Annotated in this window: 16 protein-coding genes; 4 read left to right on the top strand and 12 right to left on the bottom strand. The window is 49.4% G+C overall.

The features are described 5' to 3' along the window. Nucleotides 1–201 precede the first annotated feature (201 nt). From ACFVRY_RS05385 to ACFVRY_RS05355, 7 genes are all read right to left on the bottom strand, one after another. Nucleotides 202–675, bottom strand: a complete 474-nt coding sequence (locus tag ACFVRY_RS05385; RefSeq protein WP_387498083.1) for a GNAT family N-acetyltransferase — start codon at nt 673–675, stop codon at nt 202–204. Nucleotides 676–1,137: 462 nt separating this feature from the next. Beyond that, entirely contained in the window at nt 1,138–2,103 is a 966-nt protein-coding gene (locus ACFVRY_RS05380) for an ABC transporter ATP-binding protein (RefSeq protein ID WP_387498081.1), read from the bottom strand. Then, nucleotides 2,096–3,079, bottom strand: coding sequence for an ABC transporter ATP-binding protein (locus ACFVRY_RS05375; RefSeq protein ID WP_387498079.1), 984 nt, complete (start codon nt 3,077–3,079; stop codon nt 2,096–2,098). The genes ACFVRY_RS05380 and ACFVRY_RS05375 overlap by 8 nt, the downstream gene beginning before the upstream one ends. Before the next feature lie 12 nt (nt 3,080–3,091). Then, nucleotides 3,092–4,015 carry an oligopeptide ABC transporter permease gene (opp4C, locus tag ACFVRY_RS05370; protein WP_066362920.1) on the bottom strand — a complete coding sequence of 308 codons (924 nt, stop codon included), beginning with the start codon at nt 4,013–4,015 and terminating at the stop codon, nt 3,092–3,094. 12 nt (nt 4,016–4,027) lie between these two features. Continuing rightward, nucleotides 4,028–4,984 carry an ABC transporter permease gene (locus ACFVRY_RS05365; protein ID WP_387498077.1) on the bottom strand — a complete coding sequence of 319 codons (957 nt, stop codon included), beginning with the start codon at nt 4,982–4,984 and terminating at the stop codon, nt 4,028–4,030. A 61-nt stretch (nt 4,985–5,045) separates the two neighbouring features. Further along, nucleotides 5,046–6,812 carry an ABC transporter substrate-binding protein gene (locus ACFVRY_RS05360; protein WP_387498075.1) on the bottom strand — a complete coding sequence of 589 codons (1,767 nt, stop codon included), beginning with the start codon at nt 6,810–6,812 and terminating at the stop codon, nt 5,046–5,048. A gap of 222 nt (nt 6,813–7,034) precedes the next feature. Further along, on the bottom strand, nt 7,035–7,940 hold the full coding sequence (locus tag ACFVRY_RS05355) for an ArsR/SmtB family transcription factor (RefSeq protein ID WP_387498073.1): 906 nt from the start codon (nt 7,938–7,940) through the stop codon (nt 7,035–7,037). A gap of 166 nt (nt 7,941–8,106) precedes the next feature. Here ACFVRY_RS05355 and ACFVRY_RS05350 point away from each other — a divergent pair, with 166 nt between their 5' ends. Together ACFVRY_RS05350 and ACFVRY_RS05345 are read left to right on the top strand one after the other, a co-directional pair. After that, a complete protein-coding gene (locus ACFVRY_RS05350; protein ID WP_387498071.1) occupies nt 8,107–8,400 on the top strand; it encodes a GNAT family N-acetyltransferase in 294 nt (97 codons plus the stop codon). Between the two features lie 69 nt (nt 8,401–8,469). Continuing rightward, on the top strand, nt 8,470–9,312 hold the full coding sequence (locus tag ACFVRY_RS05345; RefSeq protein ID WP_387498069.1) for a GNAT family N-acetyltransferase: 843 nt from the start codon (nt 8,470–8,472) through the stop codon (nt 9,310–9,312). A gap of 131 nt (nt 9,313–9,443) precedes the next feature. Here the strand turns inward: ACFVRY_RS05345 and ACFVRY_RS05340 are convergent, their stop codons facing one another. The 4 genes from ACFVRY_RS05340 to ACFVRY_RS05325 form a co-directional block, all read right to left on the bottom strand. Beyond that, complete coding sequence (locus tag ACFVRY_RS05340) at nt 9,444–10,277, bottom strand: hypothetical protein (RefSeq protein ID WP_387498067.1); 834 nt, start codon at nt 10,275–10,277, stop codon at nt 9,444–9,446. Beyond that, on the bottom strand, nt 10,226–10,678 hold the full coding sequence (locus ACFVRY_RS05335) for a flavodoxin (protein ID WP_387498065.1): 453 nt from the start codon (nt 10,676–10,678) through the stop codon (nt 10,226–10,228). Before ACFVRY_RS05335 ends, ACFVRY_RS05340 begins: the two co-directional genes overlap by 52 nt. A gap of 257 nt (nt 10,679–10,935) precedes the next feature. Further along, nucleotides 10,936–11,301 carry a VOC family protein gene (locus ACFVRY_RS05330; protein WP_387498063.1) on the bottom strand — a complete coding sequence of 122 codons (366 nt, stop codon included), beginning with the start codon at nt 11,299–11,301 and terminating at the stop codon, nt 10,936–10,938. 103 nt (nt 11,302–11,404) lie between these two features. Beyond that, on the bottom strand, nt 11,405–12,313 hold the full coding sequence (locus ACFVRY_RS05325) for a helix-turn-helix domain-containing protein (RefSeq protein WP_387498061.1): 909 nt from the start codon (nt 12,311–12,313) through the stop codon (nt 11,405–11,407). 132 nt (nt 12,314–12,445) lie between these two features. Between ACFVRY_RS05325 and ACFVRY_RS05320 the strand changes: the two genes are divergently transcribed. Then, nucleotides 12,446–13,309, top strand: a complete 864-nt coding sequence (locus ACFVRY_RS05320) for a class I SAM-dependent methyltransferase (protein ID WP_387498059.1) — start codon at nt 12,446–12,448, stop codon at nt 13,307–13,309. Between the two features lie 3 nt (nt 13,310–13,312). Next, the gene (locus ACFVRY_RS05315; RefSeq protein WP_387498057.1) at nt 13,313–14,059 is read left to right on the top strand and encodes an RluA family pseudouridine synthase; all 747 of its coding nucleotides are present in this window, start codon (nt 13,313–13,315) and stop codon (nt 14,057–14,059) included. A 1,039-nt stretch (nt 14,060–15,098) separates the two neighbouring features. Here ACFVRY_RS05315 and ACFVRY_RS05310 read toward each other — a convergent pair. After that, nucleotides 15,099–15,542 (bottom strand): MarR family winged helix-turn-helix transcriptional regulator, encoded by a 444-nt coding sequence (locus ACFVRY_RS05310; protein ID WP_066362960.1) that lies wholly within the window; start codon nt 15,540–15,542, stop codon nt 15,099–15,101. Between the last annotated feature and the right edge of the window lie 271 nt (nt 15,543–15,813).

The following is a 15,813-nucleotide window of genomic DNA, read 5'->3' as shown; positions in this document are numbered from 1 at the left end:
ATTTAAAAAACAAGACCGATTAGATATGTATGTCTAATCAGTCTCTTATTAACCATATTTAGCTGCATTGGAATCAGTATAGCACTGCAGATGGGACAAGTCAAAAAAGTCATAAATGATAAAAATATCCATAAATAAGTTTATTCTACTTCTCTCCTTCCGCAGATAAAACCCCGAATAAACGGATTAATCATTAAGCAATTACCCTATCCGCCGATAAAAGACAAGCGTTGCTTTATCATTTAGCACCTTGTGCTCCCCCGTCTTTGCGAAGCCCATTTTCTCATACAGCCAACAGTTGCGTTCTTCCTCTGCAATCGTCGCTAGCTCCCAAGTGGCCGCTTGCGGGAACATTTCGATGATCAGATTAAGCGCTCTTTGAGCTATTCCCTTTCCCTGGTATTCAGGAAGGACAAACAGCGGCCCTACCCACATCCGGGTCTCATCCTCTTTCCAAGTCGCGCGTATGCCTCCGACAAGCACATCGTCCAGTACAATTTTATAAAACCCGCCCTGAGGATTCGTAATTCTGTCCATCACCTTTTCAATGCCTTCATTAGCAGGACTAGTATCCATATCCTCATATTTTTCCAACGAAGGCAGAAAAGCTTGGACTTGAATGTTGTGAAGAGCCTCCGCGTCTGACTCCACAGCCTTTGCAAGTGTCACCCTCATGTCTCTCCATCCCCCGTTCGTAGGTAATAACACCCATTGTATCATTTTTTTAGCAGGGATGAAGCAACTAACTGCTTTTTTGTATCTTATATTGGAACTGTTTCTAAGCTAGAGGAGTATAACGACATTTTTGTATCTTAATTTCTACAACAATACTTTAAATGGGTCAATTTTGGTATTTTAAGGTACAAAAATGTACTTAATCACCGTTTACCTACGAATTTGTAAAAAATAAGGTACAATATTGTTGTTATATTTTTTGACATTGTTCTGTTATCCGGCTGGTGCGACTTCTAGCGTATCGTGGCTGTTGGCACAGTAGAAGTTACAACAGCTATTATTACTGTGACACTTGTTAACCCGACCGTGGTAGCTAAAGCTATCGCAGCAACAGTTTTGGCTCAGCCCGTGCAACAAAACAACTGTTAGCTCAGCTGCAACAGCTTAACCCGACTGGCACACCTAAACCAGATGACACGCTACAAAATGTCCGCCCCCGGCATCCCGGAAGACAGGAACCTGTAAGCGGCAGACCTCTTCCGCGAAGGGGCAACGCGTATGGAATTTACAGCCGGATGGCGGGTTCGCCGGGCTTGGAATATCGCCCTTCAATACAATTCTCTCCCGCTTCAGCTTCGGAATCGGGATCGGCACCGCTGACAGCAACGCTTTGGTATAGGGATGCAGCGGATGACGGAACAGTTCGTCCCGGGATGCCGTCTCGACCATGGAGCCAAGATACATGACTCCGATGGTAGAGCATAGATGCTCCACGACGCTGAGGTCATGGGAGATGAACAAATACGTCAATCCCCGGCTCTGCTGCAGCTTGCTGAACAGGTTGATGATCTGGGCCTGAATGGATACATCCAGCGCAGAGACCGGCTCGTCGGCGATGATCAGCTCGGGATTCAGAATCAGCGCCCGCGCAATGCCGATCCGCTGCCGTTGACCACCCGAGAATTCATGGGGGAAACGGTCGATATGGTATGACGATAATCCGCAGGATTCCAGCGTTTCCAGCACCAGATCGCGTACGTCGCTGCGGGGACATAACCCGTGATCCAGCAGCGCTTCGCCGATGGCATCCCCTACCCGCACCCGCGGATTCAGCGAGCTGTACGGGTCCTGGAAGATCAGCTGCATCTTGGGCCGCAGCCCTCGTAGCTCTTCAGGCGGCAGGGTGTGGATATCCACACCCTTGAACTTGACCTCGCCGGCCGTCTTCTCGGTCAAGCGGAGAATGGTGCGTCCGACTGTACTTTTGCCGCTGCCGGATTCTCCGACCAGCCCGAAGGTCTCCCCCGGCTGCAGCCGGATGCTGATGTCATCCACTGCCTTCACCTGACCCACTGTGCGGTTAAGCAGTCCTTTCGTAATCGGAAAATACTTCTTCAAATGATTCACTTCCAGCAACGCCTCAGGCATGGACTAACGCCTCCTCATAGAGCCAGCAAGACACCTTTTGCCCATTGCCAACGTCTTGTAGTACAGGCTGCTTGCTGCGGCACACCGGCATGCAGTGTTCACAGCGGTCATGAAAGTAACAGGACGGTGCAAGCTCCAGGGGATTCGGCACCTGTCCCGGAATCGAGTACAGCTCCTCCTGCCGCTGGTTGATCACCGGCTTGGATTTGAGCAATCCCCGAGTGTACGGATGCTTAGGATTGTTGAACAGTTCGACGACCTCACCCTCCTCCACGATCTTCCCGGAGTACATCACGATGACATAGTCGGCCATCTCCGCTACCACGCCAAGATCATGCGTGATCAGCAGAATGGACATACCCGAGTCGGCCTTGAACTGCCGCAGCATGTCCAGAATCTGCGCTTGTATCGTCACATCCAGCGCTGTGGTCGGTTCATCGGCGATGAGCAGCTTCGGACCGCAGGAAATCGCAATGGCGATCATAATCCGCTGCAGCATCCCGCCGCTCAGTTCATGCGGATAGCTGTCTGCAATTTGCTCGGGTCGGGAAATACCAACCTGTGTAATCAGTTCGATAGCTCTGGCCCGTGCCTCTTTCTTGTTCAGCTTCAGATGAACCCGCAGCGGTTCCATGATTTGTTCCCCGATCTTGATCACCGGATTCAGTGAAGACATTGGCTCCTGGAAAATCATTGCTAGCTCATGACCACGCATGCTACGCAGTGTGTGCTTATCCAGTTGCAGCAGGTCTTCTCCCTGAAACTCAATGCTGCCGCTGGTGACTCTGCCGCCCGGCGATTCGACAAGCCCCATGATGGACATGGCAGTCACGCTTTTCCCGCAGCCGGACTCACCGACAATGCAGACCGTCTCTCCTTCCCGTACCCGAAAACTGACGCCATCGACGGCCTTGACCTCCCCATCTTCCGTAAAGAAGTGCGTACTGAGACCGTCTATGCGCATTAGATCATTCATGATGCTGGTCACCTACCTCTTCTGTTTCGGGTCCAGAACATCTCTGAGACCATCCCCGAATATGTTAATAGCAATTACTGTAGCGAAAATCGAAAGTCCCGGCGGAATCCACAACCATGGCCGCTGCTGAAAATCAATCATATTGTTCGCGGCATCAATCATGTTCCCCCAAGTCGGCGTAGGCGGCATAACGCCCAGACCGAAGAAGCTGAGCACGGATTCACTGAGTATCGCCCCGCCAATGTTGAGCGTAGCCATAACAATCAGCAGCGGAATGATATTGGGCAGCAGATGATTGAACAGCTTACGCCGGTCACGGAGGCCCAGCACTACGGCTGCCTGCATGAATTCGCGCTCACGCAGGCTGAGCATCTGGCCTCTGACCATCCGGGCCATCCCCGGCCAGTTCACAATGCTGAGCATCAGCATGACGATGTACATACGATAATCCGTCGGAATTTTCCACTCCGACAACAACGCACCGAAGATGAACAGTAACGGCAGGCCGGGAACAGTAAGTAATAGATCAGCGACCCGCATAATAATCTGGTCAGCGACGCCACGGTAATACCCGGCCACCGCCCCTAGAAGGGCGCCAATAAAGACGGACAAGACCATAGAAGCCAGCCCGACTGTAAGTGATATGCGTCCGGCCTGCATGACACGGGTCAGGATATCTCTGCCCAAGGCATCCGTCCCGAGCCAATGCTTCAGCCCAGGTGCCTTGTTCATCATCGCCATATTGATCTTGTTGTCCGTATAGGGAGAGAATAGCGGTCCCACAAAACACAGCGCGAACATAAACAGGACAACCACAAATCCGGACATCGCCAGCTTGTTATGGAGAAGCCTCCGCACAGACTGCCTGAATAATGAGGACCTCCCGCTTGCTGCCCCTGCCCGGCGTACCGGAGCTAAACTGCTGTTAACAGCCAATGTAGTCCCTCCTCACTGCAACCGGACCCGCGGATCGGCAATGCGATAGAGCAAGTCCGATAGCAGCGTTCCGATTACGGTCAATATTGCAATAAACATCGTAAAGCCCATCAGCAGAGGATAATCCCTCAGCCCGAAGGACTGCATGTATAGCTGGCCAATGCCTGGCCAATTGAAAATCTTCTCGATAATCAACGATCCGCCGAACAGCGCCGGAAGCTCGAATCCAACCAGCGTAATCGCTGGAAGCAGGGCATTGCGAAGCGCATGCGTGAACAGCACCTTGCGTTCCCTCAGACCTTTGGCCCGGGCTGTGCGGATATAATCCTGTCTCAGCACATCAATCATATTGCTGCGGAAATAGCGGGTTAGTGAGCCGAGTCCCAGCAGCGTCATGACGATCACCGGCAGTGCCATATGCCTCACGACTTCTTTGATGTATTCCCACCCGGTGGCATTACTGCCTGTCGTTATGATTCCGCCCGGCGGCAGCCATTTTAGGTCCACGGCCAGAATCTTGATAAGGAAGAGACCAATAAAGAAGGACGGAAGCGACATCGCCGCAAAGATCGCCACCATCACCAAAGTATCGAACCAGGAATACTGCTTATAGGCCGAGACTACGCCGATAATGACCGCAATCACCCAGGTTAGAAACGTGGATACAGCAGCCAGGAGAAATGAATTCCAGATATAATCATTGAACAGTTGTAGAACTGGCTTCTGCTGAGCCAGCGAGTAACCAAAGTCACCATGCAGCGCGTTCTTCATCCAAAGCCCATAACGTTCTAGCATAGGCTTATTGAGACCGTAGATCTCCCGCAGCTCGGCTTTACGTTCCGCTGTCAATTTGATGTTGCCGGTGATGAAATCCCCAGGTGTCGACGCGTACAGACAGAAGATCAGCAGCGACGCCCCGAACAGGATAATGACCATGTACAGCAATCGTTTAGTTAAATAAGTGCTCATGACAGGCTCCTTATCAAACATCCCCTGCCCGGAGTGGTGCAAGCAGGGGACGTTTGCTGTTTTATTTCAGCGTCCATTCCGGCAGGCTACCAGCAAGTCCGATGTACGGGCTGACGGTGAGATTGCCGATGCGGCCGTTATAGGCATACACTGTCTTCTTGTAGTTGGTAAAAATAATCGGCAGTTCGTCGTTGAAAAGCTGATACAGCTCTTTGTACACCGCTTTGCGCTGTTCAATATCTGTGGTCGCCAGCGCCTTGTTGTACAGCTCTAGGAATTTTGGATTATCGTAATCCTTGATTTCACCGTTAAAGAATTGCATAAAGCCCTCGGATGGATCGGTCAGCATGCTGGTAGAGAAGGAAACGAGATCATAATCCCCGCCTTCCACCTTGGAGACAAGCGAGTTAAAGTCAGCGAAGACTTCCGGCTGGAAATCAATGCCGATCGCTGCAAAGTTCTCCTTGGCTACAGCGATAAAAATATCCGTGTTCTTGCTCTTCGAGCCCAAGTAATGAATCGACAGCGACTTGCCGTCCTTTTCACGGATTCCATTAGCTCCTGCCTTCCAGCCTGCTTCATCCAGGAGCTGTTTAGCTTTTTCCGGATCATATTTGTATGGATTAATGCCTTCTTCCGTATAGGCCCACGAGATCGGCGAAGCTGGAATATTGGCGACTGACCCTGCACCTTGGGCAGCATCTACATAGATACTTTGCCGGTCCAGACCGTAGACAATGGCCTGACGCACCAGCTTATCTTTTACCTGCTCATGCTTCAGATTGACTTGCATATAACCATAGGTGCTTGGCGTATAAGGAATGATGTTCACAAAACCCAGACCCTTCAGCTTGTCGATATTCTCTTCTGTTGCACTGAACGAAGCATAGTCCACTTCTCCAGTCTCCAGGAACTGCCATACATCACCTTCAGTTGTTTTGTAGATGAAATGTTCCGTCTGTGGCTTGCCTTTAAAATAATTCTCGTTGGCGACGAAACGGACTTCCTGCCCCGGAATAAACTTCTCCAGCTTGTATGGACCATCGCCAAGCGGATGCTCATGCAGCTTCTTGATATATTCGAGATGGCCGAATTTGTAGTCCTTACCATAGTAAGCTTTCGACAGTACGTTCGAGCCCAGGGTCACCAGCGCTGTCGCGTTAGGTACTTCAAGTGTGGCTGAAATCGTCTGTGGATCAATGACCTTGATGCCCTCGATGCTTTGAGCAGTGCCATCTTTGTATGCCTTGCCACCCTTCACATTCAGCGTCGGTAGCTGGGAGCCGCCATCATAAGTCTTGTCATATTGAATCGTCCAGGTAAACGCCACATCATCTGCAGTCAACGGGGAGCCGTCGCTGAACTTTAGATCTTTGCGAAGGTGAAAAGTGTATGTAAGTCCATCCTCCGATATATCCCAGCTCTCCGCCAGCTCTGGTATAGGCACACCTTTATCATCCACCGTTACGAGTGAGGCATAGAGCAAGGAGGAGACGTTACCGTCATATCCGCTTTGTTGAAAATAAGGGGTGAACGCCCCGCTAGGATCGGTCAAGCCTACAATAATCGTATCATTGCGCTTCTGCGCGGTAGCCGGAAGCTTAGACAAATCGGTGGCTGTGAACGGTTCGCTCAGCGCCCCTGTCGGTACGGCCTCTCCCCCCGGAGCATTCGCGGTGGCTGTCTGATTTGCAGCTGTATTCGTTGTTCCCGTATTCCCTTTAGCTGCATTGTTTCCGGCCGTGTTGGCATTGTTGCCTCCGCAAGCGGACAGTAGCAGTGAACCGGTAAGCAGTAATGTAGTGATCAGCATTAATCGTTGTTTCATGGACTCATCTCCCTGTTTTTCTGTGGTTTTCAGTAATAACAATTATTCCTACCCACTAAGTATGTTTAAAAACCGATAGTTCACATTATAGAAAGAAATTATTGTTCTGTAAATAGAGAACTTAATTTTTTTTCTGTTTATAAAGAATTTAAATATTTCAATATCTTCCTGATAAAACAAAAAGAGCGCCCAGGGCGCCCTATTGTTCATGGAAATATGAAGTTATTTTAAATACTCCAGCAATTGCTCATTCATCTTGTGCAGCCCGTCCAAACGCAAGCTATAAGTCGTTACATTCTCTCCGTCAATATAAGCGTACAGCAGACCCGCGCATCGCAAGTTAAAAATATGGTCATGCACAATTCCCTTGGAGATGCCGGCATCTTTGACGATTTCGGTAAAGGTTTTACGCTCTCCACTAAGGGATTGCAGTATCCGTAGACGACTCTTCTCCCCCAAACTGCGGATCGTCCGGTACATGAACGGAGACAGCGCGTCCTCCTCGGCCAGTGAAATCCGTGCGGAATAATGACAGATCGTTATTTTACCATAGTGGTAGATGATGTTGGCTGGTTGAAAATGAAACTGCGGAATTAGTACCAGCCTCTGAAGCCCGTCTATGGGGTTAAAATAAAAGCCGTTCGTAGTCTGATTAATAAAATCTCCAGGGGCCGACGCCTTCAGTTCTTCCTTTTTTTGATCCGCATGATCTTGCAGCCGCCGGATAACCTCTGGCTTCTGTTGGCTGAAATACTGTGCGTTCCACTCTCTTAGTAAAAAAAGCATTTTCCCGCGAAACGCCTCCATCTGTGCAGGAAAGACCGTGACATATTCCGAAAGGGTCTCGTAAATTTCCCCGACCGTCAACCCTTCGATCCAGTCCAGAACACTTTCCACACTCTGCTTACATGGACACTGGTAAATGAGCAGGTTCAGCGTCTTCCAATCATTATTCAGCTCCGTCTCGTCCAGAAGGTTCAGCAGTTCCTTACTCAGGACATTTCGCGTTTCCACCGCCCAAACCTGGCCCAGATCAATCTTCTTATAGGACTTCCTGCATATAAACGTATGTACGCTGTTCAGTAATTCATAGACAGGTTCAAATTGAACCTCAACCTCGTATTTCACGGGTATTCCTCCTTGTGCAGCTTCTGTTCAGTGCCAGATTAGTGCTTTTATCTTATTGTATATCCCGGCGAACGCGCAAGCATTCGGTTTGTGTGCGCTTCTCTCGCTTTTTGAAAACAGAAGTAGTAAAATATAGGCATTAACTTAACGGGGGCTGATTTATAAGATGAAAATTCAACATGGAGAAGGTCGTTTTTTTGTTGCCGGTGACGACAAAGACCTTGCCGAGATTACATATGCAGCTGATGAAACTACTGGAGATCTGGTCATTGACCATACGTTTGTCTCCGAGGAGCTGCGCGGCCAAGGTGCTGGTGAAGATCTCGTGAAGGCTGTCGTGGACAAAGCGCGTGCGGAGCATTTGAAAATAGTACCGGAATGCTCCTACGCTGCGCATCAATTCAAGAAGCATCCTGAGTATCAGGATGTACTGAGCGGAGACGGAAGCCGGTCTTCCTGAAGGCCGGTCCCCGTTTCCCCAGAACTACTATAATCGGGCGGGATACCGTCACATTTGGAGGGAACGGGTTTGACTACAAAGAACACATTGAAAGATATAGAAGAATTGCAACAAAAATGCGAGCAGTATGATGGCATCTCGCTCAAGCTGAACTGGGAATCATTGCGCTTAGGCTCTGCTCCCGGTGGAGCGGAATGGCTTGTAAGCTACGAGGACGGATTGCTCGTTGGATTTATTGGGCTTTATGCTTTTGGCAGCGAGGTGGAAATCTGCGGAATGGTTCGTCCGGGCTATCGGCGACGGGGGATTTTCACAAAGCTATGGAATCAGGCACTGGATATCATCAAATCCAAGGAGATCCAGAAGATTCTACTGAATGCGCCTGGGGCCTCTACCTCGGGAGCAGGATTTCTTGGTACACTGCCGCTGGCTTTTAATCATGCCGAATATCAGATGAAATGGGACGGCGCAGCCGCCAAGCGCTATGGCAGTGGAGACAGTTCAGCGAGAACCTCTGTGAATCTGCGTCCGGCACGCGCCGATGAGACTCCCCTGCTCAACCAACTGGATGCCGATGGTTTCGGCCTGACGCTGGAGGAAGCCGCCGAATTGAACAAGCATGATGCGGCCGAGGAGCATATCATGATTGAACTTGACGGACAGCCTGTAGGCAAGATGCGTCTGAATACAGAAAATAATGAGACCTGGATTTATGGCTTTACTGTGGATAAGACCATGCGGGGTCTTGGAATCGGACGCAGTACCTTGCTGCAGACGATTGAGCGCGAGCAACGTAATTACAATGGCGTCAATCTGGAAGTTGCGCTGGATAATCCCAACGCGCTAAAACTGTATGAAAGCTGCGGTTTTGTAATTTTGAACAAGCAGGACTATTACCGGTTTATTGGATAAATCTAAGCCTGTGCTAATCGCGCCTGTTAAAGAATAAAATGCAAGCAAAACCCCCTTTCTATCCTGGTCCTTAGGACCGGTAGAAAGAGGGTTCTTTGTTATTTTGATGAGAAACATAGACCTATACTCCATTACATTAATCCGTAACGTCCGCAGGTATCCTCATTCTTGTCACTTCTGCGGTTACTGGAGCAAACGACTCGGTCTGCCTGTTCTGCCTGTTCCAGAAACACCGACAATAAACGTACATAATCCAGGGATTCCGCATATGAAACTGCCCCGCCATCGAAGGAATGCTTGCGTCCGTCCAGTAGCGAATAGATTTCCACCGTTTCCGGCGGCTGTCCGTAAGCTTGGTTGCAAAACACGTTGGCCATATGTAGAAATCCGGTGATCACGTCCTCGTTCCCGTTGACCATGAATTTCTGTATGCTGAGGCTACGTCCCGGTGTCCCGGAATTCCAGCCCAGCTGAAAGATCATCGACAAGTCTACTTCCAATTCAGGGACAGGAACGAACCACTGCTCATAGAGCATCACGGGGATTTCTTGCAGATGATTGACAGAGACAATCCGCATCAGTTCATCCGCGACGGTAGTCTTGACATCCCAATAATGCAGCAGTGATGGAAACGCCTCACCCTTGGGCGGCCACCGGCGTTCCAGTAGAAACTGTACAGGGGTCTCCCTGCGTACCTCGGGCTGAAGACTGTAGAAATCGTTCAGTGTATGCCCTACCGCATACTGAACCTGCTGTCGCCAGCGGGGAAGTCCTGTCGCCAGCGCGCCTTTGCCTTGTTTTACCGATCCGCCTTGCATAATATGCTCCATCCGGTAGTCATGCAGACGGCTGTACTGTGCAATTGGTTCGCTTCCTGCGCTTGCTGCCATACTGCCTGCCAGCCGGCCCATCCCTATGAAACCGCCGCGCAGGCTTCGATGAATTGACGTCCGAACTGCCGGCAAGCATCTTTTTCAGTAGCGCTCGGCCCGTATTCGATCTTCAGACTCTCCTGCACGATCTTTGCGCCCAATTCCGTCAGCTTCTGCTCAATGATATCTACAGCGCCGCAATAAATCTCATACCCGGTATCGCCACTTCCAAAGGCCGCAGCCTTGAAGCCAGACAAATTCAGCTCATCCATCTCCTCGTAGAAATCAAGAAATTCATCCGGCAGCTCACCGTCGCCCCATGTGTAGGCACCCAGTAATACACCCTCATATTCTTTTATCTCATCAGCATTACAGTCGGTGACCGATTTCAATACAGCCGCTCCGCCTGCCTGGTTTATTCCTTCTACGATCAGTTCAGCAATCTCTTCCGTATTTCCAGTAAGACTGGCATACGCTACTAAAACTTTAACCATGAACCTGTTCCTCCCCAATCCAACTTTATCGCTATAAACAAACGGTTAACATTTTCATAACCATTCTATTTGATAATGATTATCAGTGTCAACTATAAATAATACTTCCCCCTTCACAACTAGTTGTCTGAATCCAAAAAAAGCCGGCCATTCCACCCCAGATGACTCTGGTCAGAGTAGCCGACAATTTTATTTTTCCTGAAAATAACCCGGTTTCCAAGACTCCGTGGAGATGTTATTCCGACCTAAAAAGAAAGTTAGTATGCACCCTCTAGCAAGGTGATGCTATTGCCATCCGGATCGCGGAAATTCATTTCCTTGCCACCGTATTCCATGACAACTGGAGGCTTACAGTCCAGTCCTCTGGACTTTAGCTCGGCATAAGTTTCGTCAAGATTGCTACAGGAAAATACGAGATTGACCTGTCCTGTAGTTAGCTTGTCCCATTTGTTCTCGTCCCAGACGATAATGCCTGGCTGTCTGCTGTCAAAAGCGATTTTGGCGCCATCGAAATTGCCATAGCCCTCGAAGGGTACCGGAATTCCCAGTACATCACGGTAAAATGCCGTCAACGCGGCGGTGTCTTTCGTGTAGATATTGATACTTTCGAATGCTGAAATCATAAGAGATTCCCCTTTCAAATGTGTAGATGACATTTTCACTTCTTTCGAACTCTCATCACTAATGTAACCGATTCTTCCAGTGAAGTATTGCAAAAAAACGACATCACCGCCCGGCGGCAGCCAGTGCCTCAAGGGGCGTTCTTCCGGCATATTTTTTAAAACTGTTATTGAAATGAGATTGATCGCTGAAGCGGTAGGCATACACAAGATCCTGCATATTGAGCTTTTCACGAGTCCGATGATACAGTTCCTGCCATGTATTCTGAAAGCGGACCAGATCCGCGGTTTTCTTGGGAGAAATCCCTATATATTCACGGAACAATCTCTCCAATTGGCGCTGGCTGAGTCCTGAACGCCTCTGCAGCTCCTCGGCAGTAACGACACCTCTTGATTGAAGGATGGTGTACACGGCATTCATCACGTTGTCATTCGTTCTACAGCGATTCTCCAACCTACGCAGCAAATAAGCCTCGGCAGCTGCAATCCTGCTTGGCATTGTGCTTGTATGCGTCAACAGCTCCCCCAGCTCGCGTCTAAAGGTGCCAAAATAAGCCTCGACATCAACATGGGCATTTAGAACATCCCGTAGATGATCGTCCGCGAAATAATGCACACCCCAAAAGTAAAACCGGATCGCAAACCTGGAACCACCCGCTGTCACCCGCTCTGACGGTACTGTGAAGGGCGCATCATTAATCCCATGAAAAAGCATGCTGCTTCGGCCCGTATCTTCATCCAAATCCCAAATGATGTCCATACACGTATCCGGGATGATGATTTCGGGATCAGCAGGCAGTGCAGGTGTCCAGGACACCGACGTATCCCCTGTTCCCCAGAAGCAGCGGATGTAGGGTGCCAGCAGTTTGACGGGCGGAATTTCATTGGTCATCGCCGGCGTTGCCGTGATCGGGTGATAGAGCTGTGCAAGCTTGTACATAGGCGTTCCTTTCCGGTCCGATGGCCGAGTAATAGTCTGTGCAGGGGATGATGCAGGATAATCTAATCTGATCATACACAACCCTCTAGTCCAGCGCCAGCGTACAACTGTAAATACATGTGGAACTCCGGGCCAATTTGTTTGTAGCTATGCGGCGAAATGTTGTACAATAAAGGCTAAATGAATTTTTGAAGGATGGATAAAGAAATGTATATAGCAAGTGATTGGAAAGACTATGAAGTCATTGATACGGGTGGCGGAGAAAAGCTGGAACGCTGGGGCGATATCATACTGCGCCGCCCAGACCCTCAGATCATTTGGCCGCTTAACAATGAGACGTATCAGTGGCGCGATTTGCACGGACATTACCACCGCAGCTCCGCAGGCGGCGGACAATGGGAAATGAAGAAGACCATCCCCGACAACTGGCGGATTAGCTACGGGGATCTGAAGTTCAACCTGCGTCCTACCAACTTCAAACATACGGGATTATTCCCTGAGCAAGCTGCCAACTGGAATTGGATGATGGACAAGATTTCATCGGCGAACCGTCCGATCCAGGTGCTGAACCTGTTCGCATACACCGGTGGAGCTACTGTAGCTTCTGCCAGCGCAGGCGCTTCCGTCGTGCATGTGGATGCAGCCAAAGGTATGGTGCAGTGGGCTAAAGAAAATGTACAGCTATCGGGCCTTAGCGAGCGTCCGGTTCGCTTCATTACGGATGATGTGTTCAAATTCGTACAGCGTGAACAACGCCGTGGCAGCAAATACGATGCCATCATCATGGACCCGCCATCCTATGGAAGAGGACCTGGCGGTGAAATGTGGAAGCTGGAATCAAGCCTGTACCCGTTCCTGGAAAGCTGCATGCAGATTCTGAGTGACAATCCGCTGTTTATGCTCATTAATTCCTACACTACAGGTATCTCGCCGACCGTGCTGAGCAACATGCTCTCCATGACAATGGGACAACGCTATGGCGGGAAAATCACTTCCGGTGAAATCGGCTTGCCGATTACCTCTTCCGGCTTGAACCTGCCTTGCGGCATCTTGGGCCGCTGGGAGTCCTAACCCGTGGCCCCGCATACACAAGGCGGACAGGATGACGCTAACAGCGTCTCCTCTGCTTTTGAAATCCTGTATGAAGATAACCATCTGCTGGGCATCGTCAAGCCGGTGAACGTCCCCGTACAGGAAGACGCCACGGGGGATAACGATGTGCTTACCCTGCTCAAAGAAGATGTCAAGAAACGGTTCAACAAGCCGGGTAACGTCTATATGGGGCTAGTTCACCGTCTGGACCGCCCTGTTGGCGGCGCGATGATCTTCGCCAAGACCTCTAAGGCCGCGTCCAGATTGTCGGACAGCGTTCGTACCCACAGCTTCCGTAAGGTATACCTTACGGTGGTGCATGGGAAGCCTCCGGCTCTCAGCGGACGGCTTGTGGACACGCTGCTCAAGGATTCTTCCACCAACACCGTAGCCGTGGTACGTAAAGGTACACCGGGGGGCAAAGAAGCCATCCTCGACTATACTGTGCTCGGCACCGCGGAGGGCTATAGCCTGCTGAAGATCGACCTGCTCACTGGACGCTCGCATCAGATCCGCGTTCAGCTCAGCTCAATCGGCTGCCCGCTGTATGGCGACCAGAAATACGGCGCCGCTGTGAACAAGCCAGGGCAGCAGATTGCGCTCTGGTCGTCAGTGGTTGCCTTCCCTCATCCGGTGACGAAAGATGAAATCGAACTAATCTCCTTGCCGCCACAGAACTTCCCTTGGAACCTGTGGACAAAGGAATTGCAAAAACAGGCCGTCCGTTAAGGAGGGCCTGTTTTTTTTGTGTAGACTAATGCTCAGCGACGATAAATGTTTAGTACTCTGCTAATTCTGTGCCGCTGGTAATACGGGTAAAGCTGGTGCCGATGCTACTGCTGATTTTATTCGTACCACTCTAATCCTCGCACTTCTGCTTTTGTACGTACCACTGCTACTTCTAAAAACCCAGCTTTCGAGCTTACAGTGAAGTTATATTGATCCAACAGTGAGGATAGAGTAAGGTTAAGGTGATCTGATAATCATCTTATTGAACGCTTACATTAATTGCACAGCCTGTAAAGGCTGCAACTCTCACAAAACTTAGTACCATAAGCCAAAGGAGAAACATTAACAGGATAATCTCCTGTTAATTCATTTAAATCGATGCCTACAGCAAAAATAACAGGATTTTCTCCTGTTATTAGCCTCACTTGACACAATAAGTCTCTCTATCAGCCATATTAACGGGAGTTTTTCCTGTTATTTTCTAAAATAACTATATTATCGCTTCATTAACAGGAGTTATTCCCGTTAATGATCTTTGATTTACTTCATTGGTTTTGTTTTACTTCATTAGTTTTATTTTACTTAATTGGTTTTGTTTTACTTCATTGGTCTTGTTTTACTTCATGGATCTCCATCGACAAACAACCGCCAGCAGAAAAATCTGATAATCATTGCAATTCATCATTCCAAGTAAACTAAGTTCTTGCGAACTGTTGAAGTGCTCGTTAGTTTGATATACTTCGAAAGTTGCAAGGATCTCTCAGCCATGAGTTCCTTAAGTTCATGAGACTCTCAGTTGCCATCCTCAGTTCATGAAACCCTCAGTTCATGCCATCCTCACTTCATGAAACTCTCAATGCATGTAACCCTCAGTTCGTGCAACCTTCAGCTCATGCATCCCTCAGTTCATGCAACCTTCAACTCATGCATCCCTCAGCTACAGTGCTTTAATATTTCGGAGATGCTTCTTTGATCATTGTCGAATAACATGTTCACTTTGAGCGATACAATGAGCTCGCCAACCTATAAATTTGTGATATTACGGAGTGGAGCCCTCCGGCGTTGGGGCGGGGGTTGGAGCGACAACCATTTTGCCCATCAGATACAGGAGCAGCTGCTGGTTATGGGACGAGATCGGGTCCAGGGCCTCAGCAAAAAAATCGCTGCGGACCTTCAGCCCCCGTGCGGACTCGCGCTTACCTGTCTCTGTAATGCTGACCCAGACAATGCGGCGATCCCCTCCATCACGTTCTCTTGCGATAAGGTCATGCTTCTCCATCCGGTCCAGCAGCATGGTCACCGCCGCCGGGCTGGTTGCCAGATGCGGAGCCAGATCAGAAGGCTTGATCGCATCACGTTCCTGAAGCAGTTCCAGTACAGTTAGTTGGGCATCGGTAAGCGTCGGGGCGAGCTTGCTGTCCATATGAAGCTTATAGTCTTTCAAAATTTTATGCCATATCTTACTGAATTCAGTGGCGTGCACACGTATTCCTTCCTTTCCTTGCGTTACTGTCGTTCTGGTATTTCCCTACCGGTTTATATTACATTTTCGAGAAAGAGATTCCATTTCCTGCTAACTCGGAAAATAAATAATCCCATTAGCCGCAACTTCCACCCTCTTTCTAAGAAAAATGGTGCCCAACCGCTTTCTCGAGGAAAGCAGGCGGACACCAAAACAAAGCATATTTAAGTCAGAGCATCTTCAAAGCAACATCTTCAAAGCAACATCTTCAAATCAACGCCTTCAAATCTGT

Origin of the sequence: Paenibacillus sp. NPDC057934 (genome assembly GCF_042887565.1) — a bacterium.
Taxonomy (GTDB): Bacteria; Bacillota; Bacilli; order Paenibacillales; family Paenibacillaceae; genus Paenibacillus_AQ.
Note: the sequence above shows the minus strand (reverse complement) of the source record. Positions and strands in the feature narration are given on the sequence as shown.

What these genes read in the sequence shown, in the direction of transcription:
- ACFVRY_RS05385 (WP_387498083.1), bottom strand. Translation starts at nt 675, where the DNA reads ATGAGGGTGACACTTGCAAAGGCTGTGGAGTCAGACGCGGAGGCTCTT.
- ACFVRY_RS05380 (WP_387498081.1), bottom strand. Translation starts at nt 2,103, where the DNA reads ATGCCTGAGGCGTTGCTGGAAGTGAATCATTTGAAGAAGTATTTTCCG.
- ACFVRY_RS05375 (WP_387498079.1), bottom strand. Translation starts at nt 3,079, where the DNA reads ATGAATGATCTAATGCGCATAGACGGTCTCAGTACGCACTTCTTTACG.
- ACFVRY_RS05365 (WP_387498077.1), bottom strand. Translation starts at nt 4,984, where the DNA reads ATGAGCACTTATTTAACTAAACGATTGCTGTACATGGTCATTATCCTG.
- ACFVRY_RS05360 (WP_387498075.1), bottom strand. Translation starts at nt 6,812, where the DNA reads ATGAAACAACGATTAATGCTGATCACTACATTACTGCTTACCGGTTCA.
- ACFVRY_RS05350 (WP_387498071.1), top strand. Translation starts at nt 8,107, where the DNA reads ATGAAAATTCAACATGGAGAAGGTCGTTTTTTTGTTGCCGGTGACGAC.
- ACFVRY_RS05335 (WP_387498065.1), bottom strand. Translation starts at nt 10,678, where the DNA reads ATGGTTAAAGTTTTAGTAGCGTATGCCAGTCTTACTGGAAATACGGAA.
- ACFVRY_RS05330 (WP_387498063.1), bottom strand. Translation starts at nt 11,301, where the DNA reads ATGATTTCAGCATTCGAAAGTATCAATATCTACACGAAAGACACCGCC.
- ACFVRY_RS05325 (WP_387498061.1), bottom strand. Translation starts at nt 12,313, where the DNA reads ATGATCAGATTAGATTATCCTGCATCATCCCCTGCACAGACTATTACT.
- ACFVRY_RS05320 (WP_387498059.1), top strand. Translation starts at nt 12,446, where the DNA reads ATGTATATAGCAAGTGATTGGAAAGACTATGAAGTCATTGATACGGGT.